Source organism: Fulvivirga imtechensis AK7 (genome assembly GCF_000331535.1).
In the GTDB taxonomy this organism is placed as follows: domain Bacteria; phylum Bacteroidota; class Bacteroidia; order Cytophagales; family Cyclobacteriaceae; genus Fulvivirga; species Fulvivirga imtechensis.
Map to the genome: position 1 here is coordinate 1 of NZ_AMZN01000050.1, position 26,648 is coordinate 26,648.

The 26,648-nt window shown below is 40.5% G+C and carries 24 protein-coding genes; 19 read left to right on the top strand and 5 right to left on the bottom strand.

Annotation, left to right across the window (positions count from 1 at the left end; genetic code table 11):
• Nucleotides 1-252: 252 nt before the first annotated feature.
• Nucleotides 253-891, bottom strand: coding sequence for a ComF family protein (locus C900_RS14755; protein ID WP_245558441.1), 639 nt, complete (start codon nucleotides 889-891; stop codon nucleotides 253-255).
• Nucleotides 892-980: 89 nt separating this feature from the next.
• On the opposite strand from C900_RS14755, the gene C900_RS14760 reads away from it, so the two are divergent.
• The 11 genes from C900_RS14760 to C900_RS29920 all read left to right on the top strand — a co-directional run bounded on the left by C900_RS14760 (nucleotide 981) and on the right by C900_RS29920 (nucleotide 15,102).
• Entirely contained in the window at nucleotides 981-1,328 is a 348-nt protein-coding gene (locus C900_RS14760) for a carboxymuconolactone decarboxylase family protein (RefSeq protein ID WP_009580802.1), read from the top strand.
• Nucleotides 1,325-1,696: a hypothetical protein gene (locus C900_RS14765; protein ID WP_009580803.1), complete on the top strand. Its 372-nt coding sequence runs from the start codon at nucleotides 1,325-1,327 to the stop codon at nucleotides 1,694-1,696. The genes C900_RS14760 and C900_RS14765 overlap by 4 nt, the downstream gene beginning before the upstream one ends.
• Nucleotides 1,697-1,967: 271 nt before the next feature.
• On the top strand, nucleotides 1,968-5,258 hold the full coding sequence (locus tag C900_RS14770; RefSeq protein ID WP_040496862.1) for a coiled-coil domain-containing protein: 3,291 nt from the start codon (nucleotides 1,968-1,970) through the stop codon (nucleotides 5,256-5,258).
• A gap of 6 nt (nucleotides 5,259-5,264) precedes the next feature.
• The gene (locus C900_RS14775; protein ID WP_009580806.1) at nucleotides 5,265-5,666 is read left to right on the top strand and encodes an ATP-binding protein; all 402 of its coding nucleotides are present in this window, start codon (nucleotides 5,265-5,267) and stop codon (nucleotides 5,664-5,666) included.
• Nucleotides 5,666-6,088 carry an rRNA maturation RNase YbeY gene (gene ybeY, locus C900_RS14780; RefSeq protein WP_009580807.1) on the top strand — a complete coding sequence of 141 codons (423 nt, stop codon included), beginning with the start codon at nucleotides 5,666-5,668 and terminating at the stop codon, nucleotides 6,086-6,088. The genes C900_RS14775 and ybeY overlap by 1 nt, the downstream gene beginning before the upstream one ends.
• A 91-nt stretch (nucleotides 6,089-6,179) precedes the next feature.
• On the top strand, nucleotides 6,180-8,045 hold the full coding sequence (gene mnmG / locus C900_RS14785; protein WP_009580808.1) for a tRNA uridine-5-carboxymethylaminomethyl(34) synthesis enzyme MnmG: 1,866 nt from the start codon (nucleotides 6,180-6,182) through the stop codon (nucleotides 8,043-8,045).
• Between the two features lies 1 nt (nucleotide 8,046).
• Nucleotides 8,047-8,925 carry a class I SAM-dependent methyltransferase gene (locus C900_RS14790; RefSeq protein WP_009580809.1) on the top strand — a complete coding sequence of 293 codons (879 nt, stop codon included), beginning with the start codon at nucleotides 8,047-8,049 and terminating at the stop codon, nucleotides 8,923-8,925.
• A 3-nt stretch (nucleotides 8,926-8,928) separates the two neighbouring features.
• Nucleotides 8,929-10,677 carry an Ig-like domain-containing domain gene (locus C900_RS14795; RefSeq protein WP_009580810.1) on the top strand — a complete coding sequence of 583 codons (1,749 nt, stop codon included), beginning with the start codon at nucleotides 8,929-8,931 and terminating at the stop codon, nucleotides 10,675-10,677.
• Between the two features lie 390 nt (nucleotides 10,678-11,067).
• A complete protein-coding gene (locus C900_RS14800) occupies nucleotides 11,068-12,912 on the top strand; it encodes a tetratricopeptide repeat protein (protein ID WP_185113973.1) in 1,845 nt (614 codons plus the stop codon).
• Nucleotides 12,913-12,960: 48 nt separating this feature from the next.
• A complete protein-coding gene (locus C900_RS14805; RefSeq protein WP_009580812.1) occupies nucleotides 12,961-14,727 on the top strand; it encodes an AMP-dependent synthetase/ligase in 1,767 nt (588 codons plus the stop codon).
• A 171-nt stretch (nucleotides 14,728-14,898) separates the two neighbouring features.
• Nucleotides 14,899-15,102 (top strand): pinensin family lanthipeptide, encoded by a 204-nt coding sequence (locus C900_RS29920; protein ID WP_009580813.1) that lies wholly within the window; start codon nucleotides 14,899-14,901, stop codon nucleotides 15,100-15,102.
• Between the two features lie 80 nt (nucleotides 15,103-15,182).
• Here C900_RS29920 and C900_RS14810 read toward each other — a convergent pair whose 3' ends face one another.
• From C900_RS14810 to C900_RS14820, 3 genes are all read right to left on the bottom strand, one after another.
• Nucleotides 15,183-16,982 carry a MutS-related protein gene (locus C900_RS14810; RefSeq protein WP_009580814.1) on the bottom strand — a complete coding sequence of 600 codons (1,800 nt, stop codon included), beginning with the start codon at nucleotides 16,980-16,982 and terminating at the stop codon, nucleotides 15,183-15,185.
• A gap of 138 nt (nucleotides 16,983-17,120) precedes the next feature.
• Complete coding sequence (feoB, locus tag C900_RS14815; protein WP_009580815.1) at nucleotides 17,121-19,235, bottom strand: ferrous iron transport protein B; 2,115 nt, start codon at nucleotides 19,233-19,235, stop codon at nucleotides 17,121-17,123.
• Nucleotides 19,236-19,460: a FeoA family protein gene (locus C900_RS14820; RefSeq protein WP_009580816.1), complete on the bottom strand. Its 225-nt coding sequence runs from the start codon at nucleotides 19,458-19,460 to the stop codon at nucleotides 19,236-19,238.
• Nucleotides 19,461-19,775: 315 nt separating this feature from the next.
• Here C900_RS14820 and C900_RS14825 point away from each other — a divergent pair, with 315 nt between their 5' ends.
• The 7 genes from C900_RS14825 (at nucleotide 19,776) to C900_RS14850 (ending at nucleotide 24,126) form a co-directional block, all read left to right on the top strand.
• Nucleotides 19,776-20,336 (top strand): hypothetical protein, encoded by a 561-nt coding sequence (locus tag C900_RS14825; protein WP_009580817.1) that lies wholly within the window; start codon nucleotides 19,776-19,778, stop codon nucleotides 20,334-20,336.
• Between the two features lie 108 nt (nucleotides 20,337-20,444).
• Nucleotides 20,445-21,302 carry an alpha/beta fold hydrolase gene (locus tag C900_RS14830; RefSeq protein WP_157494038.1) on the top strand — a complete coding sequence of 286 codons (858 nt, stop codon included), beginning with the start codon at nucleotides 20,445-20,447 and terminating at the stop codon, nucleotides 21,300-21,302.
• Nucleotides 21,289-21,780, top strand: coding sequence for an RNA polymerase sigma factor (locus C900_RS14835; protein ID WP_245558442.1), 492 nt, complete (start codon nucleotides 21,289-21,291; stop codon nucleotides 21,778-21,780). Before C900_RS14830 ends, C900_RS14835 begins: the two co-directional genes overlap by 14 nt.
• A complete protein-coding gene (locus C900_RS14840; protein ID WP_040496865.1) occupies nucleotides 21,770-22,363 on the top strand; it encodes a hypothetical protein in 594 nt (197 codons plus the stop codon). Before C900_RS14835 ends, C900_RS14840 begins: the two co-directional genes overlap by 11 nt.
• Before the next feature lie 84 nt (nucleotides 22,364-22,447).
• Nucleotides 22,448-22,558 (top strand): DUF433 domain-containing protein, encoded by a 111-nt coding sequence (locus tag C900_RS30625; protein ID WP_245558443.1) that lies wholly within the window; start codon nucleotides 22,448-22,450, stop codon nucleotides 22,556-22,558.
• 101 nt (nucleotides 22,559-22,659) lie between these two features.
• Nucleotides 22,660-22,872, top strand: coding sequence for a DUF5615 family PIN-like protein (locus C900_RS30245; protein WP_009580821.1), 213 nt, complete (start codon nucleotides 22,660-22,662; stop codon nucleotides 22,870-22,872).
• Nucleotides 22,873-23,412: 540 nt separating this feature from the next.
• Nucleotides 23,413-24,126, top strand: coding sequence for a YqjF family protein (locus C900_RS14850; protein WP_009580822.1), 714 nt, complete (start codon nucleotides 23,413-23,415; stop codon nucleotides 24,124-24,126).
• Nucleotides 24,127-24,156: 30 nt separating this feature from the next.
• Here the strand turns inward: C900_RS14850 and C900_RS14855 are convergent, their stop codons facing one another.
• Entirely contained in the window at nucleotides 24,157-26,286 is a 2,130-nt protein-coding gene (locus C900_RS14855; RefSeq protein ID WP_009580823.1) for a S9 family peptidase, read from the bottom strand.
• Nucleotides 26,287-26,435: 149 nt separating this feature from the next.
• Between C900_RS14855 and C900_RS29925 the strand changes: the two genes are divergently transcribed.
• Nucleotides 26,436-26,573 carry a hypothetical protein gene (locus tag C900_RS29925; protein ID WP_009580824.1) on the top strand — a complete coding sequence of 46 codons (138 nt, stop codon included), beginning with the start codon at nucleotides 26,436-26,438 and terminating at the stop codon, nucleotides 26,571-26,573.
• Nucleotides 26,574-26,648: the final 75 nt, after the last annotated feature.

Genomic DNA, 26,648 nt, shown 5'->3' on the forward strand with positions numbered 1-26,648 from the left:
TTGCAGTTACGTGAAGCCTTTGCTTCACTCACAGCACACTCCGCGCTAGTTGGGGCTCAAACAGTGTGATTTATAAAGTGTACCTGTGGCGTTGAAATTCTTAACGCCATTTCCTCAAGACTGTTCAGGTAACTGTCATTATCCTCAAAATCAACTAAAAAGTTGTTGGCTGCCTCCCCGAGGCAAGTTAGGCAAGTTCGGGACAGGCAGGATAACTGCCCCTTTTTTTAAGCATTTTATATCGAACTCACATTATTTAGCCGCGGCAATAGCAGCAACACCCACAGATCTACAGCCTGCAGATAAAAGAGCGTTTGCACAGGATTCAATTGTAGAACCGGTAGTGATTACATCGTCAACCAACAAAATCCTTTTTTCTTTTAATACTTCCGGATAATTAATTTCAAAGATACTCTCAACATTTCTCCAACGCTCAAATCTTGATTTCCTCGTTTGAGTAGATGTTTTAATAGTTCGAACCAAATGTCTGTCCGAAAATGGAAGACCCAGGGACTGGCTCAGGCCGTCTGCAAATACCGCACTTTGGTTATACTTCCTCCGCCTCAGCTTAATTTTGTGCAGAGGGACAGGAACAATAAGATCATAACATTCGGAAAAACCATTGTCTCGCAGCTCGATGCCATACTTACGGCCGATAAACTCCCCGATAGAAGGTTTTCCATCATATTTAAGTCTATGAAGAAGCTTCTGAACTTTTCCATGTTTTGAAAACTTGTAACAGGCAACAGCATCAGTAAGCCTTACTTTACCATAGAACTTTATTGCAACAAAATTCTGGGCATCCTCGTGACTTTCTGTTCTCGGCATTTCATAATCACACTTCAGGCAGATAACCTCTTCACCCTTTACCAGGCTGTTTCCACACGCCATACAATATCTGGGAAAGAACAATGAAATGAAATCGCTGAGCATTGATTGAATATTCGATATATTTGCACCTATTTCAAAGGCTTAATTTAATGAATAAAGTAGAAGAATTTAATGAATACAGGAGCAGGATGAATGAAAAAATCCTCGCTTCAGACAATAAGGTAATCAAACGGCTTTTTAACCTCGATACCAATACTTATGCTGAAGGAGCTCTGGATACTAAAACCAAAGAACTTTTGGGCCTCGTGGCCTCAATGGTACTTAGGTGTGACGATTGTGTAAAATATCATTTAGGGAAATGTCATGAATTAGGCTTTAATGGTGAACAAATGTTTGAAGCGTTTGCCGTGGCGAATTTAGTTGGAGGTACTATTGTAATACCTCATTTGCGAAGGGCTGTAGAATATTGGGAAGAATTGGAACAAACCAGTCAATGATTAAAAAAGACCTTGAACTCGAACGAGCATGGAACACTCTCCTGGCAAAATTGGAGAGAATAGTTGGCAAACGACCAAAAGATTTGAATAGCGTACTATTTCTTATAGGTGTTCAGGAGCTGGGAAAAGGTAAAAAAGTGTTTGGAAAGGAAGAAAAGCAGGATCTTATGCATATAGCTATTTGCAAAGTACTCAGCTTATCAGGATTCTATCAACTTGAGGGACTGGATGAACAGGGATGGCCCCATTGGAAATTGGTAAAAAAGCTTCCTCATTTTGACCTGTTGGAACAAGAAAAACTGCTAAAAATGCATGTGATCGAATATTTTGAAAAGGAAGTAGGTTTAGAAATGAACTATAACGATTGATTTTGGTTTGAAATGGTGATAAAGCTTTATATTTAGTGTTTGTAAGAAAAATTCTAAGTGGCTTTAAGAAAACGTTCGCGCTAAAAAGCGAGATGAAGTTCCAAAAGCCGTAGTGCCGTACAGTTGTTGGGGAAGAGCATTTTTGAACGAGCGTAACGCGGACATTGACGTTTGCTTAGAGAACACTATTTAGATAAGCTTCTGCTGTTTACAGCAAACTCTGGCTATTTTAAATGCGTATAAAGTTTTACGTGGAAGGAGCAAGTGGCATATGACAGATAATGAGCAGCACATTCAGTCTCAACTGAAATCTTACAGGAGAAAATATTATTTCAACCTGACTCTGCGCGGGTTAATAATTTCTCTCGGGCTGACTATGTCCATTTTTTTGGTGATCAATACGCTTGAATATTCGTTTCGGTTTGGCAGTTGGGTAAGGGCAAGTCTTCTCTTTTTATTTGTAGCTGTTGCCCTGTGGGCTCTTGCCAAATATGTTTTTCAACCACTCTATCAGATGTTGAATGCCCGGAGGGGTATTACTGAGGAACAGGCGGCTTTGCATATTGGTGCTGTTTTTCCAGAAATTGGAGATAAGCTGCTGAATATCATACAGTTGAGAAAATATCAGGGAAGCCTGGTCCAGGCAAGTATTAGCCAAAAAGCGGCAAGCATTAAAGACTATTACTTCCCGGATGCTGTAGATATCAGACAAAACAAACGGTATCTAAAGTATGTAATTATCCCTTTGGCAATTATTCTGGGGGTGCTATTACTTAGCCCTTCATTTCTGACTACCAGCTCAACCAGAATTCTTCAATTCAACAATGAGTTCGTCCCTCAGGCTCCTTTCAATTTTGTGCTAAAGAACAACGAGCTACTGGCATTTAAAAATGAGGACTTCACGTTAAATCTGAGTTTAACAGGAAGTGCTATTCCTGAAAATGTATACCTCATTACCAATGATCGCAAGATTAAAATGGCTAAGTTATCCGCTGGTGAGTTCACCTATACTTTCAAGAAAATACAGGACGATAAAGCGTTCAAGTTTGAAGCAGCAGGATTTTTCTCTTCATTAAACACGATTAAGGTCGTTAATCGACCAAACTTGCGAAATTTCAATGTATACCTGGACTACCCAGCTTATTTGGGTAAAAAAAACGAACGCCTGAACAACGTAGGCAATTTGCAGATACCGGAAGGCACTTCTGTAAAATGGCAACTGAACACTTTACAATCTGATGAAGTATCCATCGAATTTCAGAATGCCGGAAAGGAGATTAATTTGAAAGCTGTTGATAATCAACTCTTTGAATATGAAGATACATTCAAAGAGTCGCAAATTTATGGTATCAATTTAAAAAATGAATACAGCGAAAACAAAGAAAAGATACTGTATAAAATAGATGTAATTCCCGATCAATATCCTCAGATCGATCTCAATGTGTATCAGGACACGACACTTTATTCCTTTATAGCCCTTGGCGGCAATATTTCTGATGACTATGGGCTACGGCAACTCAAGTTGTATTATCAGATTGTTGGACAACACAAACAATCCGAGTACACCTCCATTAACATCCCTATTGCCAGTCGCCAAAGCAGCCAGCGCTATTATTATCAATGGTATTTAGACTCCCTGGAACTGACCCAGGGAAGCAGCATCAGATATTACCTGCAAGTTTGGGATAATGACGGAGTAAATGGTAGCAAGACCTCCAAAACGGGTACCTACGTTTTCAAAATACCCTCCAGGCAAGAGGTAAAGAAAGATATTGAGAAAACTACTAATGAAACAGAAAAAAATATAGACAAAACTGTTGAAGAGGCAAAAGAACTTCGTGAAAAGCTCGAAAAGGCAGAAAAGAAGCTAAAAGGGAAAAAAGACCTGAACTGGCAGGATGAAAATCTGATGAAAGATATCATTAAGAAAAGGGAGGAGTTAAACAAAGCCATAGAAGAACTGAAGGAACAAAACCGTAGCAACGAACTAAAACGTGAACGATTCTCTAAACAGGACGAGCGGATGAAAGAAAAAGTTGAGCAACTACAAAAGCTAATGGATGAACTTCTCGATGAAGAAACGAAGAAATTATATGAAGAACTAAAAAAGCTTCTGGAAGAAAAAAGTGATGTTGAAGAAATTCAGGATGCTTTGAAACGCCTCAATAACAAGGAGAACAATCTGGAGAAGGAACTGGAACGCACGCTGGAGTTATTCAAACGTATGAAATTCGACTATAAGCTCAATGAGGCCATCGATGAACTCAATAAGCAGATAGAAAAACAAGAAGAGCTTATTGAAGAAACCTCTGATAAAAATAGGGAAAAAGAAGATCTGATTGAAAGGCAAGATCAATTACAAGAAAAGTTTAAAGAATTCAAAGAAGACATGGGTGCTCTTAAAGAACTCAACCAGGAGCTTAAAAATCCGGAATCTCTTCCAAACACCGGGGAAGAGGAAAAAGCAATCGAACAAGAGCAACAGGAATCCAAAGAATCTTTAGAAAATAACAAGCGCAAAAAGGCGAAAGAGTCTCAACAGAAGGCTAAGCAACAGATGCAAAAGATGTCTGATAAGCTACAGCAAATGCAGAGCAGTATGGAAATGACCATGATGCAGGAAAACCTTGACGATTTGCGAGACATTGTACACAACCTTCTCAAGCTTTCCTTCGATCAGGAAAAGCTCATGACAGAATTTTCCGAAGTCAACCAGAGCGATCCTCGATTTGTTGAATTAGGACAGTTCCAACTCAAACTACAGGATGATGCTCAAATAGTAGAAGACAGTCTGCTGGCACTTGCTAAGCGTGTATTCCAAATCGAATCATTTGTAACTCGCGAAGTGGCGGATATGAATGATCATATGGAGAAAAGCGTTGAAGCCATTAAAGAGCGAAAGAAGCCAATTGCTACCTCGGAACAGCAGTTTGCCATGACCTCCATGAATAACTTAGCCCTATTGCTGGACGATGTATTGCAGCAGATGCAAAATGCCATGAGCGAGGCAATGGGTAAACCACAGAAAGGAAAAGGCAAAGATAAGATGCCTTCACTAAGTGAATTGCAACAACAGCTAAATGAAAAGATTGACAACCTCAAGAAGAGTGGAAAATCAGGGCGGCAACTTTCAGAAGAGTTGGCTAAATTAGCAGCGGAACAGGAAAGGATAAGACAGGCTTTGCAGGAAATGCAAGAAAAAATGGGGCCGGGTGACAATGGAAATAAGCCAGGAGATGGTATTCCAGAAAAAATGGAAGAAACGGAGATTGATTTGGTAAACAAGCAAATCACGGAGCAAACTATCAAAAGACAAAAAGAAATACTCACCCGGCTTCTGGAAGCAGAGAATGCTATGCGTGAGCGAGAACTGGACGAAGAGCGAAAAGGAGAGACAGCCAAAGACTATGAAAAGGCCCTGCCGAAAGCCTTTGAAGAGTATTTCAAAATGAAAGAAAAAGAAATTGAACTATTAAAAACGGTACCGCCAAAGCTGTACCCATATTATAAGCAAGAAGTAAACGACTATTTTAAAAGGCTAGGCAAAGAACCTAATAATTAAATCAGAATGAATACTATCAAAATTCAGATCCCTTCTCTTTCCGAGAACATCCGAATGATCGAAAGTTTTATTGATAACGCCAAAGAAAAATTCCAATTGGACGATGACATCTATGGCAATATTATGATCGCGGTAACAGAAGCCGTCAATAATGCCATAAAACACGGAAACCAACATGACAAGGCAAAAAATGTGGCATTATCTCTATCTCTTCAGGATAGTCTTATCAAGTTTATCGTACGCGATGAAGGCAAGGGTTTTGACTTTAAAAACCTGCCTGACCCCACTTCTCCTGAAAACCTGGAAAAACCTGGCGGTCGGGGCATATTCCTGATGAAGCACCTATCTGATGAAGTAGTATTCAAAGAGGAGGGTAAAGTGGTAGAACTCAATTTCTATATTAATTAATGACCTCTATCAACTTCTTTCAAGAAGAAATTGAGTTTGACTTAGCAAATAAACGAGCCATTGCCAGTTGGGTCAAACAAGTGATAAAGGCCGAAAAATGTAGGTTAAAAGAATTGAACTATATTTTTTGCTCCGATGAGTATCTCTATAAAATGAATGTAGAGCATCTGGATCACAACACATTTACAGATATCATTACATTCGACAACTCTGAAGCGGCAGAACAAATAGAAGGAGACATCTTTATCAGTATTGACAGAGTAAAGGATAACGCTTCAAATCTGAACCTGCCTTTTGAAGAGGAGTTACACCGTGTAATGATCCATGGCGTTTTACACCTGATAGGATACGGGGATAAAACCGAGAATGAAAAAACGCAGATGCGTAAAAAAGAAGAGGCTTGCTTATCTTTGCGCCAATAAAAAATATACAAGTGTTCCACGTGGAACATCTACGGAAAAGAACTATTGCAATTATCAGGTGTTCCACGTGGAACACCATTTAAAAAATATTATGTTTCAGGAGTATGATGTTATAGTAGTAGGAGCTGGGCATGCCGGATGTGAGGCTGCACATGCTGCGGCGATGATGGGCTCAAAAGTGCTTTTAGCCACCATGAATATGAACACCATTGCGCAAATGTCGTGCAACCCTGCAATGGGGGGGGTAGCTAAAGGTCAAATTGTGCGTGAAATAGATGCGCTGGGGGGAATGTCGGGTATTATTTCTGACAAATCAATGATCCAGTTTCGCATGCTTAACAAGTCTAAGGGGCCCGCCATGTGGAGTCCACGTACTCAAAATGACCGCATGAGATTCGCTGAAGAGTGGCGAATAGCATTAGAAAACACGCCAAATGTGGATTTTTGGCAAGAAATGGTTACCGGTATAACAGTCGTTGGTAATAAAGTAACGGGCATAAAAACGAGTTTAGGACTGGAAATAAAGGCCAAAGCAGTCGTTCTCACGAATGGTACCTTTCTTAATGGCATTATTCATATCGGTGAAAAACAATTTGGAGGTGGGCGTACAGGAGAAAGGGCCGCCAAAGGAATAACGGAGCAGTTAGTCCAATTAGGGTTTGAAGCCGGGCGCATGAAAACAGGAACACCTCCAAGGGTAGACGGTCGCTCCTTAGACTATAGTAAAATGGAGGAGCAAAAAGGTGATGACGAACCTGAAAAATTCTCCTTTAGCAATACTACACAACCGCTCCTCGAGCAACGGAGCTGCTATATCACCTATACCAATAGTGCCGTTCACGATACTCTACAAACGGGGTTTGACAAATCACCAATGTTTAATGGACGAATACAGGGCATAGGACCCAGGTACTGTCCTTCTATCGAAGACAAGATTAATCGCTTTGCGGAACGTGATAGACATCAGATATTTGTCGAGCCAGAAGGCTGGAACACTGTAGAAATTTATGTTAACGGATTTTCAACATCCTTACCGGAAGACATTCAGTATAAAGCACTTACGTTAATTCCGGGTTTTGAAAAAGCCAAAATGTTCAGACCTGGATATGCTATAGAATATGATTTCTTTCCACCCACACAGCTTAGTCTTACCCTTGAGACCAAACTAATTGAAAACCTGTACTTTGCAGGACAAATCAATGGCACCACAGGATATGAAGAAGCCGCTTGCCAGGGACTGATCGCCGGAATAAATGCACATAATAAGATCACCGAAAAGGAACCATTCGTGCTAAAAAGATCTGAAGCGTATATAGGCGTTCTTATTGACGACCTAATTAACAAGGGCACTAAGGAGCCCTATCGGATGTTTACATCCCGTGCAGAGTTTAGAATTTTATTGCGACAGGATAACGCTGATCTACGTCTTACAGAAAAAGGTCATGCTCTGGGACTCGCCTCAGATGAAAGGTTACAAAATATGCTGGACAAAAAGAATGACGTAGCCAGACTCATCAACGATCTAAATCAAAAAAGGATAGCTCCGGAATATGCCAACGAGAGCCTTACCCACATGAATTCTGCTTCCATTCGTCAAAAAGTACCGGTTCTAGGTTTGTTGAAACGCCCGGAACTAAACATACAACAAATAAAACTGTTGAATGACGATCTTAAGGATTACCTGAACAAGTATAGTCAACACGTATTGGAACAGGCCGAAATACAAGTGAAATACGATAGCTATATAGAAAAGGAAAAACAGCTTGCTGAAAAAATGGAACAGTTGGAGGACAAAAAAATAAGAAATGACTTCAACTACGATGAAGTAAAGGCGCTTTCCGCAGAAGGAAGAGAAAAATTAAAAAAGATAAAACCTCAAACAATAGGGCAGGCCTCAAGAATAAGTGGCGTATCTCCATCAGATATATCCATTCTAATGGTCTACCTAAGTAAATGATATGTTGGAGAAAGTAGATAACTGCCCGCTATGTAATGGCGGGCATTTTAATGATTATATTGTTTGTGAAGATTTCACCGTATCTCATGAAAAATTCACTATCACTCAATGCGACCAGTGTCACCTTCTACTGACCAATCCTCGTCCCACCGCAGAGACAATTTCGAGCTATTACCAATCAGAAAACTACATTTCGCATCAAAATAAGTCCACGAATCCTATCAATTTAATTTACAAAATCGCCCGTCATTTTACCATCAAATCAAAAATACGTTTATTAAAAAGACTAACAACTACAGGCAAGGTACTCGATGTAGGCTGTGGCACCGGCCATTTCCTTAAAGCCTGCCAAAAAGAAGGATGGCAAGCAATGGGGGTAGAACCGGACCCTACGGCAAGAGCAATAGCCTCTGATAAAACAGGTATCCAAATAACTAATACCCTGTTCAAGTTAGAAACGACCTTTGACATAATAACACTATGGCACGTACTGGAGCATGTTTCGGACCTCACTTCATATCTTACAAAACTCTACGACCTACTGGATAATAATGGAACTATCATTGTAGCAGTTCCCAACTACAGATCGTTCGATGCCCAACATTATAAAGAATACTGGGCTGGATATGACGTTCCCAGACATCTATATCACTTTGATCAGGATGCTATGTTGCGACTGATGGCCAAGCATCAATTAAAAGTAAGAGAAATAGTACCTATGAAATTGGACGCTTACTATGTGAGTATGCTCAGCGAGGGATACAAACGACCGGGGCTAAAAAAGTATGTGAATTCATTTATAACCGGCTGGAAATCAAATATATACGCTAAAAAAAACAATAAAAATTATTCAAGTTTAATATATATAATTACTAAATAATAGATGTATCGTATTCCGTGTATAATCGCTTGTTTTGTTCTGGCTCTATTATATTCCTGCGCTAACCAGGTGGCGCCAACAGGTGGCCCTAAAGATGAAACACCGCCACAACTCATGACATCTGTTCCGAAACAAGGTCAACTCAATTTCAAAGGCGATGAAATAGTATTAGAATTCGATGAACTGGTAAGAACAGACAATGCCAAGGAACAATTTATTATCACACCCAGACCTACGCAAGAATACCAGATAAAATATCGCAAGAATAAAGTGATCATTCAATTTGATAAACCCCTGGAGGACAGTACAACCTACTCAATCAACTTTCGCGAGGGTATTAAAGACCTTACAGAAGGAAATGCTGCCGATACATTAAGGCTCGCCTTTAGTACAGGTCACTTTCTGGATTCCCTCTCGATCTCAGGCAAAGTAAAAAATCTACTGTCTGGCAGCCCTGCAAGCGATGTTATGGTTGCACTCTATAAAGCCAACGACACCTTAGACATTTTTAATAGCCCACCTGTATACCTCACAAAAACATATGCAGATGGCTCCTATCTGTTTGAAAATCTTAAGAATGGAATTTACAACATATACGCTGTGAGCGACAAAAACAAAAACTTAACGCTAGACAGCAAAACAGAAAAACACGGCTTCCTGGCAGAACCCATACAACTGGATACAAGCGTTACCAATATCGATATTCCCATACACTTTCTTGATGTACGTGAGTTTACGTTGCAAAATGCCCGTCAATCAGGCACAACATTCAATATTAAATACAATAAGTACGTAACTGACTATAAACTGATATTACCAGATACCACGACATTAACCTACAACAACTTCGCGGATGACACCCATACATCTATACAACTATTCAAACCCATTGACTACCAAGATAGTATATTGTTTTATATACAAGCGTCAGATTCAATTGAAACAGTAGCCGTAGATACACTATACGCTAAATTCGAGCCCACCCAGCGAAGTCCTGTAAGTTTTACAACATCAACTGATCTGAAGCGCATCGTCACCAAAACGCCTGTCATAAAAGCGGAGATAAAATTCAATAAACCGGTTCGCTCCGTAAACCCCGACAGTTTATATATTTATCTTGATTCAGCCAATGTGATTTTTATGACACAGGAAAATTCCACGTGGAACACCACAGGAGATATCCTTAGTATAAATCAGGCTATCAGTCCCGATCTGTTTGTGACAAAAACAGAGAATCAATCAGTACCATCACAATTTCAAAAGCCGCAGGGCGTGGGAAAAATCACAACTCCAGAAGAGTCATCCCCAGACACTAAAACAGACACCACCAGGTCTCCAACTGTGTCAGTCCCACCACATTTATACATGGGACAAGGCGCATTCATCAGCGCTGAGTCTGACACCAGTAAAATTTTTAGTAAGGACCTAAGCTTTGTACAACCCAACCAGTTAGGAGTTATTCTCGTAGAAATACAAACAGAAGTAACAAATTATATCGTACAACTTCTAAGCAAGAATACAGTCGTAGCCGAAAATATTAATGGCAAGGCTTTTGAATTCAAAAATATTGAACCTGGAGAATACCGGATCCGTGTTCTCATAGACAGCGACAATAATGGCAAATGGGACATTGGCAATATTAAGGCAAATAAAGAACCTGAGCCGGTCATCTTTTATGAAAACAGCGAAGGCAACCAGACCGTTACACTACGTGCAAACTGGGAAGTGGGTCCGCATGTTATTTCATTTTGATGTGGATAACTATGATTACAATATGTGGATTACGCAGGCTCAAATGTGCTTAACTTTAGCAAATAGTTCCATGCATAAACATACTGTTGATTTCTATCAACAAATACGTTTTATACCTGTGGCAATCCACAGATAAAAATAAGTAAATTGTTTTTCCACAATCCATAATAACGACTGTGGACAATTCATAATTACCTAATTTTCAATGAATTAAAAGGTTACTGATTGTGGATAAATTCTTTAATAGATAACCTTTCATCCACAATTAATATAAGCAAATTAAAACTGAAGAATTTATCCACGTATCCACATGTTAAATATAATAATAACTTTTATATATAATTATATTATATAATATTAGGTGTGTGGATGGATGTTAATAAAGCTGAAATGAAAAATTTTTTTACTTCCTTATTTTTTATATTCATAACGACAACCTTTTTGATAGCTCAAAATAAAGAGGATGTTCAGCTCGCCAATGAATACTATTCGCAAGGAGAATATGAAAAAGCAAAAAAACTATACGATGATCTTGCGCGGAACATGGATAATATTCCACTTATCCACAATAACTACTTTTTTTTGCTCATGGAGCTTAACGAGCATAATGAAGCAGAGAAATATATAAAACGGCTGATTAAAAGATTTCCGAATAATCTCTATTACCACCTGGACCTTGGTGTATTGTATAAAAACAGTGGTCAGGAAGGCAAAGCACAAAAATACTTTGCTGAAATAATAAATGAAGTAAAGCATGACAACTACAGAACCCGTATTACGGCTGATTATTTTGTAACTAAACAACTGACCCCGTTGGCTATACAAACTTTTCGGAATGCCCGTGATGCTATTAATAATCCATATGCTTATTCGTTGGAAATGGCCAACATTTACAGGATCATGAACGAAAAGGATCTGATGGTTCGGGAGTATCTCAATTACGTTAGTCAAAATCCCTCAAATCTTAATTATGTAAAAAATACTTTACAGAGCCTATTGGTGAAACCGGAGGAACTCCAAAGCCTGGAGGCGCTTTTGTATGATAAAATTCAAAATGAGCCGAATAGTGAAATATATAGTGAGCTACTCATCTGGGTTAATTTGCAACAAAAAAATTTTTATGGTGCCTTTGTGCAGGCACGTGCTATCGACAAGCGTCTGAAAACTGAAGGTAGCAGGAGTATACACATTGGTTTGATAGCACTGGAGAATAATGACTATGATAATGCCATCAATATTTTTAGCTATATTATCAAGGAATATCCCAGCAGTTACAATTATGGCCTGGCCAAAATGTATTTGATACGTTCTTATGAAAAACGTGTGAAAAATACTTATCCCGTTGATGAGCGGGAGATCAGAAATTTGGTTAATGACTACAACAACTTTATCAATGAATTAGGTATTTCCAGAAACACATTGGAGGCTTTGAGAAATAAGGCTTTGCTGCATGCATTTTATCTTGATGAGAAGGATTCTGCAATTCAAATATTGAAAAAAATAATAGATACTCCCCGCGCGAATCCGGATATTAAAGCAAAGTCGAAACTAGACCTGGGCGATATTTATATTTTAACAGAAGAACCATGGGAATCTACTTTGCTCTATTCACAGGTAGAAAAGTCACACAAAGAAGATCTCCTGGGATATGAGGCAAAATTGCGAAATGCAAAACTGTCGTACTTTAAAGGTGATTTTCAATTGGCACAGGAGCACCTTGACATCCTGAAACAGGCGACTACCCGTGAAATTGCCAATGATGCCATGGCCTTAGGCTTGTTGATCAAAGACAACATTGCCTTTGACAGTACAGAAACTGCGATGAAAAAGTACGCAGCTATTGAGCTGTTGCTTTTTCAAAATAAAATAGACAAAGCCTTGCATGAAATACAGCAAATGAGAGCAAAATACCAGGGACATAGCCTGTCAGATGAACTGCTATGGCTTGAAGCTGATATAGAAAAGAAGCTAGGCCATTTTGAGAATGCCATCGCACTGCTTGAAAAAATTGTTAATGAATACGACTATGATATTTTAAGTGATGATGCCTATTTTATGATAGGTTCAATATACGACAGGCAACTTGACAACAAGGAAAAAGCCATGGAGATATATCGAGAATTGCTCACAAAATACCCAGGAAGTGTGTATGTGGCGGAGGCCAGAAAAAGATTCCGGCAATTGCGAGGAGACCATAATGAGCTAGATCAACAATTCATCAATAATGAGCTATAATTACTGGTAATAATTGCGTAATTTAATCTCCATTTACCAAAAAGCAGTATGGAGATCACCAGACTATTCGATATTCTTCAATATCAATTAACTCACTTTCCTAAACAGGATGCTCTCGCTTGCAAAGTGAGAGGACAATGGAAAAAATATGCAACCGCCGAAGTAGTTGAAGTTGTCAATCAATTATCTACCGGGTTATTGGCACTGGGTGTAAAAAAGGGAGACAAGATTGCGCTTGCTTCTTTTAACAGACCGGAATGGGTTTTTGCAGATTATGCCATTCAGCAAATAGGGGCCATAAATATTCCGATGTATCCTAACTCTACTGCAGAAGATTATGCTTTCATCATGAACGATGCCGAGGTGAAGATCGCTTTTGCCGGAGATGCAGAGATAGCTCACAAAATTAGAAGAGCCAACGAACAGCTTACAGATATTGTAGCCCTATATACGTTTGACAAAATTGAAGGAACCCCTTTTTGGCAAGAGGCACTAAAACCGGTTACAGAAAATGACCTGTCTGAAATAGAAGGCCTGAAAGGACAGATTAATTATGAAGATCTGGCCACTATTATCTACACTTCCGGAACCACGGGTAATCCGAAGGGAGTGATGTTGTCCCATAAAAACATCCTTTCCAATTCCAGATCGGTTCATAAGGCATTCGCCATGGGTGGTCCTGAGCATAGAACGATCAGCTTTTTGCCCTTGTGCCATATTTTCGAACGCACAGCACTATATACCTATATGCAAATGGGAGTGTCTATTTACTATGCGGAAAGCATGGAGACGATAGGTGATAATATCAGGGAAATTAAACCACACTTTTTTGCAACGGTACCTCGTGTGTTGGAAAAGGTCTATGAAAAAATTGTAACCAAAGGTTACGAATTAAAAGGCTTGAAGAAATCTCTGTTTTTTTGGGCGCTGGAGCTTGCCAAAAAATATGATATGGATAAAAATCAAGGAGCATGGTATAATCTCCAACTTAGTTTGGCCAACAAGCTTATATTCAGCAAGTGGCGAGAGGCGCTGGGTAATAACATAGAATTTATAGTTTCCGGAGGAGCTGCATTGCAGCCGAGACTAGGGCATATTTTCTGGGCGGCAAAAATAAAAGTACTTGAAGCCTACGGTCTGACGGAGACATCACCAGGCGTGAGTTTTAGCAGGCTTGACGCGGTTAAAATAGGGACGGTAGGTCCTTTACTGGACGGGGTGCAGGTAAAAATTGCTGAAGATGGTGAGATCCTGGTGAAAGGTGATAATGTGATGATGGGTTATTACAAACGTCAGGAAGCAACGGCAGAAGTTATGACGGGTGATTGGTTTCATACAGGTGACATCGGTGAGATGGTCGATGGTACATTTCTAAAGATCACGGACCGTAAGAAGGAGATGTTCAAAACATCAGGAGGAAAGTACATAGCCCCGCAGCCTTTGGAAAACAAGTTTGTAGAGTCAATGATCATTGACCAGGTTATGGTAGTAGGTGAAGGAGAGAAATTTCCGGGAGCACTGATAGTACCAAACTTTGAAAAGTTGAAAGATTATTGTCATAGGCATCGTCTCCACTATACAACCAATGAACAGATGATTGAACATCCGGAGGTAATTAAAAAATACGAGTCGGAGCTGGAAACAATGAATGAAAGTTTTGCTCAATACGAAAAAATTAAAAAATTCCGGCTGCTATCGCAGCCATGGACGATCGACAAAGGAGAGATTACCCCGAAGCTTAGTCTAAAGAGAAAGGTTATTAAGCAACACTACCAGCATGAGATTGATAAGATCTATGAAAAAGTGTCAGCGTGATTTTTTCAATTTAAAAAACCCAGTGACTAATATCTGCCTGGAAAATTTCACTTAAAAGAGATACCGGAGATACTTACTGGCGCAAGGCTCAGCTTCAGTCACAGCGCTACTGAGTTTTTTTTATTATATTGAATACCATTCAATAATATTCTAAACAAAAAACCAACAATCATGAAAAAATCTCGATTAAACCTAAAGGACCTGAACGTACAAAGCTTCGTTACCTCTTTTAACCCCAATGAAAGCCTTACCTTAAAGGCGGGTGGAAGTTTAGCAGGAAGCTGCGGTCCTGCTTCTTGTAGTTGTGGAGAAGAATCGTGTGTACCTGAAAAATGTATGGCGGGTGCAACTTTGCAAGGCGAACCAGGTTGTTAATTTGACAAAGCATCTTTAGCTTTCTGTAAAGTCAGGTAATTCCTTGCCTGACTTTTGTTTCCAGCCTTTGCCCGAATCTACTACCGCTTCATATTTATCCCGATATTCTCCATGAGCTTGCTGGCATTAAAGCTGTGGCAAATGCCTTCTTCCAACTGATAATTAAAAATGATCTGATCATCTTTTACTTCACTGTTAAAGCTATAATTCTTCACATTAAGAAGTTCGTTAGCTAATTGGCCGAGTTCAAGATCGTGGGTAGAAACAAAACCCATGGATTCAGTTGACGACACCTGTCTGATCAAAGCAGCAGCCCCGGCATGTCTATCTTTGGAATTCGTGCCCTTCAGTATCTCATCAAGCATAAACAAAACAGGCAGCTTTTTTTCTTCGAGCATGTCCAGAAGCATTCTGATCCTACGCAGCTCAGCATAAAAAGAAGAAACGTGTTCCTCAAGATTGTCCTCAGTGCGCATGCTGGTAAATACCTGCATTCTGGAAACCTTCATGGAGCCAGCACAAACCGGTCCGCCAGTTGAAGCCAGTATAGTATTAACACCAATGGTGCGCAAAAATGTACTCTTGCCCGACATGTTTGAACCGGTAATAATATTAATAGTGCCTTTTCCCTCCATCGTAAAGTCATTGACAACACGCTCTGAAATGTGGATAAGAGGATGGCCCAGATCTGTTGCCTGAAAATAATAGGGATCATCGCAGATTTCAGGAATGCAATACTCAGGGTTAGCAAACGCCAAACCGGAAAGGCTGTTGATAGCCTCTAGTTGACCGATGTGATCGAACCACAGGCTGACATCTCCTTTTTGTCGGGCTTTCCATTTCTCTGCACGGATGACCAACTGCAGATCAAAAAGCAAAGCAAAATTAAAAAAGAGATAAAACAGATTGCTGCGAGCCTGCAAGTAGTCAAGTATTCTCTGTAATTTCAGGATCGAATCGGAAGCGCTGACATTATCATGCGCAAAAACGCTTTGAAGTGTACGAAGTTTTGTACACGAAAAATCAGCCATTTCAATTTTTTTGATCATCCTTCCATACGACTGGAGTGTTTTGATTCCGGTGAAGGTCTTTTCTGTAATGTTCTCTACGTAGTCAGCAAATTTTTTCAACACCAGCCCATTGATGGCTAACATTCCAACAAAGAAATAGAAGCTTATCCCGGCAAAAATATTAAGCAGCAAAAGAGCAATGCTTACTACCGGGAGTACAACGGCGGCTACTTGATAAATTTTTTTATCCAGCACCCGATTAGGCTCATTTATCCAGGAAAGGAGCAGCTCTACATGGTGGTCATCGGATTTTTGCATGCCCGAAGCCTGAAACTCCTGACGCCAGTCCACCTGGGGCCTGAGCTCATTAACTGCTTCCTGCCTTGCCCTGGTTTCTTGTGTTGTGGCAGGTTGTTGAAGCCAATGCGCCACAGTCGCTCTGCCACTGGGGGTTACACTTCTGTTTACCAACTGGTATAGCGAATTTTTTCCAAATACGTCAAGGTCAGATAGGTAAGGGTGCTTTTTATCTCTAAATTCCTCACCCTCACTCAAGCCGTTGAAGTTGCCGGTGAGCCTTTGTATTTCCTGGTCATTGATCAATGCAGAAGCCAATGCCACATCTCGCTTGGCAGTTATGCGATTGTGATGCCTCACTACCAATCCGAAGATGACAGGAAAAGCAACTGCTGTGATGCCTATGGCATACCCTAGCCGGTAGTTCGCAAACAAAACGACCAGGACTATCGAAATAACAAAAATTGCAATACGCGTGGCCGCAATACCATTGTACTTCTGGTTCAGTGAATTGTAACTTTGATCAAATCGCTCTTTTCTTTGTTTAAAAATTGCTTCGGGCGTCAAGTTCATTTTTTGGTTTTGTTGTGAACAAATATATATTATTCAAGGGCTGTTACCGGTTCTAAACAATGATATTTGTCTAAAAAACGGTCAACTCTGATGATAGTATCACATACGGCAGTGTACTTACATCAAACGGAAAGTTTTTTACGAAAGTGATTGATATATGATCAGCGCGGAGACATAAGCCAGCCCGGTCATGTACACGAGCTGAGCCAGCGGCCATTTCCAACCCTTGGTTTCACGATAAACTACTGCCATAGTGCTCATACACTGCATCGCAAAAGCATAGAATACCAACAATGATAATCCTGTGGCAAAGTCATAACGCACTTTGCCTGTTTCGGGGTTGATCTCATTTTTCATTCGATTTTTGATGGTACTCTCATCATCCACATTACCAATGCTGTAGATAGTGGCCATGGTACCAACAAAAACTTCTCTTGCCGCAAATGAAGTGATCAGTGCAATGCCTATTTTCCAGTCGTAGCCTAAAGGCCGGATCACCGGTTCGATGGCCTTTCCGAATATCCCGGCATAGGAATGCTCCAGTTTATATGATTCTATTTTATTTTCGATTTCCTCCTGAGTTAATTGTACTGTACTGTATTCTGCCTGCACGTAGGCTTCGGCATTTTCAATTTGGTCCCCGGGCCCGTAAGAAGCCAATACCCAAAGTACAATTGAAATAGCCAGAATGATCTTACCCGCCTCCAGTACGAAGGTTTTGGATTTCTCATACATAGTCATGCCCACATTTTTCCAGCGTGGGGCCTTGTATGTAGGAAGCTCCATCACAAAAAAACTTCTTTCTTTGGTTTTCAAAATAAACCTCATGATTAGCGCAGAGATAATTGCAGCGGCAAACCCCAGGAGATACATGCCCATGAGCGCTAAACCCTGTAGATTAAAAATACCGAAAATGGTTTTATCGGGAATGATCAGTGCTATGAGAATGGTGTAAACAGGCAAGCGTGCGGAACAACTCATCAGCGGAGTGACGAAAATCGTGATCAGCCTTTCTTTCCAGTTTTCAATGGTCCGGGTAGCCATAATAGCTGGAATAGCACAAGCGACACCGGAAATTAATGGGACAACACTCTTGCCGTTTAGACCAAACTTCCTCATGATCTTGTCCATGAGAAAAACTACTCTCGACATGTAGCCGGTTTCTTCGAGAATAGCGATAAATGCAAACAAAATGGCAATCTGCGGAATGAAAATGACTATGCCACCTATGCCAGGAATGATACCTTCGGTCAGCAGGTCCGAAAGGGCGCCCTCCGGCAATGTTGATTTTAAAAATGAGCTAAGTTCAGAAAAAGTAAGGTCTATGAAATCCATGGGTATTGTGGCCCATGCAAAAATGGATTGGAAGATGAGAAACAGGATCAAAAAGAAAATAAAATAACCCCATATTTTATGGGTAAAAATGCTATCCAATTTCTGAGTCCATCTTTTAGGTAATTGAGTGAAATTTTCTTTCACCGCACCGTCAATAAAATAGTTGATGGCAGCATATCGTTCAAGTGTCTCCTTACGTCTGAGCTCGTCACGGTTGAAACTATACTTTTCAGAAATATCGGCCAGCAGGTTTCTCTCATTTTCAGTTAGTGCCTGGTTGATGCGGTATTGCTGCAACATTTGGTAGGCTACATAATCATCTTTAATAGAAAAGGCTTCTTTTACTTTATCTATTGCTTCGGGGGCATGATCATGTGCCTTGAATATGGGCTCATAGTTGGCGGGGCATATCTCGACCAATGTCTTTTTCAGCAGGTCTATTCCTTTACCTTTACGCGCTTTCATAGGAATCACCGGAACGCCCAGCTCCTGCGACAACTTCTTTTCATCTATTGCCAGGCCTGTCTTTTCTACAATATCCATCATGTTCAATGCCAGAACCGTTGGAATGTTCAGATCATGGATCTGGGTAAACAGTAATAGGTTCCGCTTAAAATTTGAAGCATCGACAATTACTACTACAACATCCGGATGAAGCGGGTTAGTTTTGTCACCCAGAATATCGTATACAATTTTTTCGTCTGTAGAATTAGGATAAATACTATATGTACCAGGCAGATCGATGATCTCAGCTTTTGTCTCTCCATTGAGTGAACAGTAGCCGGTTTTCTTATCTACAGTAACACCAGGAAAATTGCCTATCCTTTGATTGAGACCGGTGAGATGATTGAAAAGGGAAGATTTGCCAGAATTGGGATTCCCAACTAATGCAACTTTTGGGATATCGCGTTTCGACATTTATTGAATAGAAATAGTAATCGCTTCGTCCAGACGCAACGAAAGATTATACCCTGCAACACTCACGCAAATAGGATCGCCAAAAGGAGCTGCAAAATTAAACTTGATAGGCTGACCGGGCAGACAACCCATTTCCAAAAGTTTTAAGGAAAGCGCATCGTCCATAAATCCGTTGATTATGCCACTTTCTCCCGGGGTTAGGTCTGCTACACTGCGTATATTCACTTTCCTTTATTTAGATTAATTATAAACTATTGCGAAGATATGCGCTGGAGACGTGATTCCCAAAAAAATAGCAGAAAAACAACTCAGATAAATAACTGATTTTTATCATTTTTTGATAGATGGTAGAAAAGATCCATACACGATTAAGAAGAACCGGATACAAATAGGTCTTCAATAGCAAATAAAACTTTTGAAAATGTGAAAAAGCTGCTAGATTGGATTACTATTCAGATTTGAATGATGACTATCCACGCTGACACTGGCCGGGAACTTAAGACAACATTAGGCCGCAATGCAACTTCAAAAGGCCAAAATATGCAAAAGTCCGGCTCTCCTCTGGTCGACAATGGGTCAGAGGCCATTCAGTCGAGAAGGCTGCAAGCCATCGCCAATAATAGTCATCAGGTAAGGCAAATGGCTCAGTTATACGCCATCGCCAATAATTTGACAGCACCCATTCAAAAACAAGATAATCTCGAGGATCTCGGGATTGATTCTGCAGAGGCATTGGAAAAATGGCTGTCTGATAAAAAGGCAGAAATTGATAACGTTGCTGTTGCACACTATGCCAAACTTGATAAGGCAAATGAAGCATTCGGAATAGAGGAAAAGGTTGATGATGGCAAAAGGACCGGCCTCTGTGGCGAAACCTGTGCTGCCGTACGTGAATATATTGAAAAGACATATCCTGCGGTTGGAAAGATAGCGGCCCGCCACAGTTTTGAGGGGGGAGAACACTATGCCCTTAGTTTTACTTATCCTGCTGGAGGCACTGTTCTTGTTGATCCAACTTACCGGCAATTCGACAAGGAAAAGAAATATGAAGGAGAAAGCCACGTTTGGGTGGGAAAGCCGGATGGGCATCCATTCTATTAAGGTTACCTGGAGCCAAATTTACAGTAGACCTTAAAGCTTCCGAAAAATTTCCCCTCCATGTAACAATCTCAAAACATTTGTATCCAAGTATTAAAAACAATGAATACAATGATGAGAAAGTTAATGTTATTGGCCTTACTGGCTATAAATTTCGGAGCGAGTTACGCCCAGAGCTATTCTTTTGCTGTGGAAAAAAACGGAGGAGGTATTCCTGTGTTATTGCTTCCCGGCTTTACCTGTCCCGGAGAGATTTGGAATGAGACGGTTGAACATTTGGGAAAGCGGTATCAATACCATCAGATATCTTATGCCGGGTTTAATGGCATCGAACCCATTGAATTACCCTGGTACAGTACGATCTTGGAGGATCTAAAGCGGTATATAGAGTCTGAGAAAATGGGAGATCTGATTATTGTCGGTCATAGTATGGGAGGCATGCTGGCCATGGACCTCGCTGCAGAAATGCCTGAAAAGGTAACTAAGCTGGTATTAGTAGATGCATTGCCATGTATCAGGCAATTAATGATGCCACACCTGAAGGCAGAGGATATAACTTTGGACAATCCGTATAACCAGCGGATGCTGAACATGGACGATGAAGCTTTCAGACAAAATGCTACTTACATGGCACAAAACATGACCAACAGCACCGACAAAACAAACGACCTGATCAATTGGATCATGCAGGCAGACCGAAAAACATATACATATGGATATACCGAACTGCTCAAGTTGGATCAGCGTGAGAAAATTGCCGATATTAAAGCAAGGACGTTGATCCTTGCCGCGGATTTTCCCCACAAAGAGACTGTAAATAAAAACCTGGAACAGCAATTCGAAAAATTGTCACAAAAGGAAATAAGAATAGCTACTTCCAGTAAGCATTTTATCATGTTTGATCAAAAGGCCTGGTTTTTTGATCAACTTGAGTCTTTTCTACTTAGTACAGACCGTGATAAACTATAAAGAGCAATTTTATAATTTCTATGATTCATATCAGCCTATGGTATACTCCCTATGCCTGGGCTATATGAAAGGTCAAACAGAAATGGCGCAGGACCTGACGCAGGAAATATTCATTAATGTCTGGAAAGCGCTGCCTAATTTCAGGCAAGAAGCTTCACCAAAAACCTGGATATACAGGATCAGTGTGAACACCTGCCTGCTTCATCTTAGAAAATTCAAACGCATGCAGGCTGACTATATCAGTGAGTCCCATGAAAGTATACCTCAGGAGGCAACGAATAAGGATGATTTTGACGAACTGTATTATGTAATTGGTCTGCTTCCCGAGGTGGACAGGATTATCATTACACTGGTGTTGGATGAAGTGAAATATGATGAGATGGCGACTATACTCGGTATAGCCGAAGGAACGCTGCGAGTGCGAATACATCGGATCAAACAGAAATTAAATGACTTGATGAGAAACAATGGAAGATAAATTTGAATCATTAAAAAATAAATGGGGCCAACGCAAAGTTAAGCCATCCCCAAAATTAGACCATGGCAACATGCTCGAGCAGGCCATCCGCAGCCAACAAAGATCGGTTCATCATCACCGATGGACCATAGTTATACTATCCGTACTGGTATTTGTGCTTTCAGCATTTTTTTACTACAAAGCCCCCATGCAGGAGCTGATCAGTAGAATGGGTATCGTACTTATGATCGGTGGTGTAATAGTGCGGATCACTATAGAAGTGATAAGCCGGAAAAGATCTAACAGTATAAAATATAGCATTGATGCAAGATCGGCTATGGAAAAAACATCTGTTTTTTATCAATGGAGAAAAAAGATCCATGGGCCCGTCACCATTACTATTGTAGCACTCTACTCTCTGGGCTTTTATATGCTTACTCCCGAATTTGCCACCTATCTGCCGCTTAAGTGGGTGATCATCATGGATGTAGGATATATTCCCATGGCCATTATTCTGATATTTTTTATTAAAAAAGGAATTAATGATGAGATGGAACGTTTAAGAGCGGTTGCAGAGTTGCAGGAGGAGTTGAACGTTGAGTGATCTACAGCAGCCCAAAGACCTTGTCTTCTATTTATATGAATGAAAAGTAAAGAAAAATCGCTATTATCGTGTTAGAGGAGTAAGATGAGTTCACAGCTAATAACGATATCCCCGGAAATTTTGAACGGAACACCAGTATTCTACAATACTCGTGTCCCAATAAAAAACCTGTTCGACTACATCAAGGGGGGATAGTCTGGAAGAGTTTTTGCAAGATTTTCCTTCCGTTTCATGTACTCACGCCCTAAAGGTTTTATCCTTAGCGGAAAGCATTTTAACCGTTCACTTACCGGATAATGAAGCTGCTGCTTGATGAAAACTTACCCGTCCGTTTAAAATATCGGTTTAGTTCGGAGATTACGGTTAGTACGGTAAGTGCTGAAGGGTGGAATTCACAGAAAGATGCGGAGCTGCTCCAACTGATGCAAAACAACTACTTTAAAATAGGCATCCTTGATAATTATTTTCCCAGGGAAATCCATATTCTAGCGACCTACGGATGGGTTTAATCCGAGTGTTCAGCTTTCACAACCTCAAAATTTATCAGTTTCTCCGAATTTTGAGATTTCTACTTCGGTTTTCATTTTCTTTTGCTCGCCCAAAAGAAAACGAAACAAAAGAAAAGGGCGCCACAGGCAAAGCCCGTTTTCCGCACTAAACGCTCATTCCCCAACGCTTAAAGCCGCTTACACGCAATGCCTCAAACGGGCCACGCTGCCCGTGGACGTCCCCCCGCCTCTCGGTAATCAATTTTCAGGGAACCCAAAATACTACTAACCTCCGACAGAAACCTCGGACATCAGCAAAATCTAAAACTATTCGGCATTGTGTCAATCGTACTTATTGCAACAAATAATCGGTATCAGACATTGGTTGAATATATTTCCTTAATCGAAAAGCAACTGCCTCCCAATTGATTTTGGAGTTTTAGAAATAAAACCTGGCCTCGAATGATATCGTTTAACAACCAGAGGTGTTCACAATTAATCAATCTGATGCTTTCCATCCGTTCCGGTGTTTTTCATCGAAGTAGATAAGGCATGTTTTTTATGCGACCCAAGCAACTTCTAAATGCAGTAGACCACAGATCACAAGACCTGCCGACCGGTCGTTGGAAATTTTATCAGGAATGGAATAATGTGATATTTCTTCACTGGCAGGTAGCACGGAAGAAGTTAAGAGAATTTGTTCCTGAAGAATTAGAATTCGACACCCACGAAGGCCAATGCTGGGTCTCATTAGTGGCGTTTACTATGAATAAAGTCCGATTTAGAAATCTACCACCATTTCCTCCCGTCTCTGATTTTCACGAGGTGAATATCAGAACGTACGTAAAAATGAACAACAGTTCAGGGGTATACTTTTTGAGCATGGAAGGTGCCAAAAAGCTGTCATGCAAGATAGCCAAAATGACATCGGTATTGCCGTACCGGTACTCCAAAATGGAAAGAGATAAATATACCTACACTTCTAAAAATCAGGTTTACGATGACCATTTCAATATTAGGTATGACATCGGGCAGATCGATGAGAAGGATCCTCTGGGTATCTGGCTAACAGAACGATATGCCTTGTTTCAGGATTCAGGGCCTGATATCTTTAAATACCAGGTCCATCATCAGCCATGGCCTCTTTATACGCTGCACATTCACGAGCTGGAAGTCAGCTACAAGCGTTTTTATACTCTGCTTACAGGTGTCCCTGCAAGAGCACATTATTCACCCGGCGTATCGGTAGTAAGTTGGGATAAAGAGAAGGTATAGGTATAACCGGCTTGTACAGCCGGTCTACTGTTATTCTTTCACTCCTGCCAGGTCTAAAATAAATGCATATTCCAACGCGGTTTCTTTGTACCGCTCAAACCTTCCTGATGCACCGCCATGACCGGCATCCATATTGGTTTCAAGCAGCAAAATATTGTCATCTGTTTTCACCTCACGTAGTTTGGCTACCCACTTAGCCGGCTCCCAATACTGCACCTGTGAGTCGTGTAAACCGGTGGTTACCAACATGTTTGGGTAACCTTGAGGCTTCACATTATCATAAGGCGAGTACGACAACATGTACTCATATGATTCTAATTCATTTGGGTTACCCCATTCATCATACTCCCCTGTTGTAAGCGGAATACTTTCATCGAGCATTGTGGTCATTACATCTACAAAAGGTACTGCCGCAATAACCCCTTTCCACAAATCAGGACGGTCATTCACCACCGCACCCATCAATAAACCTCCGGCACTTCCCCCCATGGCAAAAAGGTTATCCTTCTCTGCATACTTCTCATTTATCAGATGCTCGGCACAGTCTATGAAGTCGTTGAAAGTATTTTTCTTTTTGAACATTTTTCCATCTTCATACCATTGACGTCCCATTATCTGGCTACCACGGATGTGGGCGATGGCAAAAATGAAGCCTCTGTCTATCAGGCTCAACCGTACAGAACTGAAGGCCGGGTCCATGGTGGCTCCGTATGAACCATAGCCATAGAGCAGTGTTGGATTACCCTCTTTTTTTCTAAGGGATTTCTTGTAAACCAGAGAAATCGGCACTTTTACTCCATCTCTTGCTTCAGCATACAAACGTTTTGTTTCATACTCATCAGGGTTATATCCACCAACCACTTCCTGTTGTTTGAGCAATGTCCTTTCCCTTGTCTCCATATTATAGTCATATGTCGAGTTAGGCGTTGTTAAGGAAGTATAGCCATAACGAAGCAGCACGGTATCAAATTCAGGATTAATGGAAACAAAGGTAGAATAGGCTTCTTCGCCAAAATCCATATAGTGCTCTTCTTTAGTTTTTTGATCGATAATCCTCAGATGAGTTAACCCTTTTGATCGTTCTTCTACAACGAGAAATTTTTTAAAGACCTCAATGTCTTCAATGTATACATTTTCACGATGGGCGATCACCTCTTTCCAGTTTTCTTTCGTAGTCGCATCTTCATGAGTTTCCATTAGCCTGAAATTCACAGCATCCAGATTGGTAACTACATAAAACTTGTCCTCAAAGTGTTCAATTGAATATTCCAGACCACGTTCCCGTGGTGTAAATTGTCTGAACTCACCCTCCGGGTCATTGGCATTGAGTATCCTATAGTCATTCGTTACTGTGCTACCTGACCAGATAACCAGAAACTCATCAGACTTGGTTTTATATATACCTGTATAGAAGGTATCATCCTTTTCTTCGTAGACCAGTTCATCTTTGGTTGTTGCACCCAGCCGATGTCTGTAAATTCTGTTTGAACGAAGCGTTTTAGGATCTTTCTTTGTATAAAACAGGGTTTTGTTGTCGTTAGCCCAGGTACTTGTTCCCGTAGTATTTGGAATAGACATCTCCAGCAATTGGCCGGTATCAAGATTTTTGACGTAAATGGTGTACTTTCTTCTACTCACCGTGTCCACACCAAAAGCCAGTAGCTTGTTGTCGAGACTTACATTTAGCCCCGTCACCTGGTAGTATTCATGGCCTTCGGCCATAATGTTCACATTGAGCATTACCTCCTCTTCACCATCCATACCACCCATTTTCCGGCAGTAGATAGGGTACTCCTGGCCTTCTTCAAATCGTGTATAGTACCAGTACCCATTGGATTTGTATGGTACAGATTCGTCTGTTTGTTTTATGCGCCCAACAATTTCTTCAAAAAGCTTATCCTGAAGACCTTTGGTATGACTCAATATAGTGTCGGTATAGGCATTTTCAGCCTCAAGATAGTCGATCACTTTTTGATCTTCACGGTTATTGAGCCAATAGTAATAGTCAATTCTGGTTTGACCGTGTGCTGTAAGGTGCTTTTCAATTTTTTCTGCCTTTGGAGGTAGAGGTTTAGTCATGGTTCGCTCTTCATTATTTTTACAGCCTGCAAAAATACAGGTAATAAGTAGAGCGAGCGGTAATTGCTGTATAATTTTCATTGAGGTTAAGGTAATAATGGTTTACAGACTATAGTAATATTCAAAGATTTAGGTAAACTCAATGAACGAAAAAAATGTTAAAACTGATACAAACCGTTTGTAATCCGGTTAAATAGCGATGTAAGAGGCAACTTAAGTAGTATTATGGCATGAGGAATAAAGAAAAAAAAGCAAAAAAGGAAAAAGAGCTCATCAAAAAGGTAAAGCCTGACGAAGAGGCGAATGAAAAAGATTATGGAGGCCTTCCTGAAAGAAATCTGAAGAAAAACCTTGGGTGTGGAGGGTGAATGGTTATTTTGACGCCCAAAGCTCCTGTTAAATAAAGGCCTTAAAATCTGCCTCTCTAATGCGGAATTATTTGA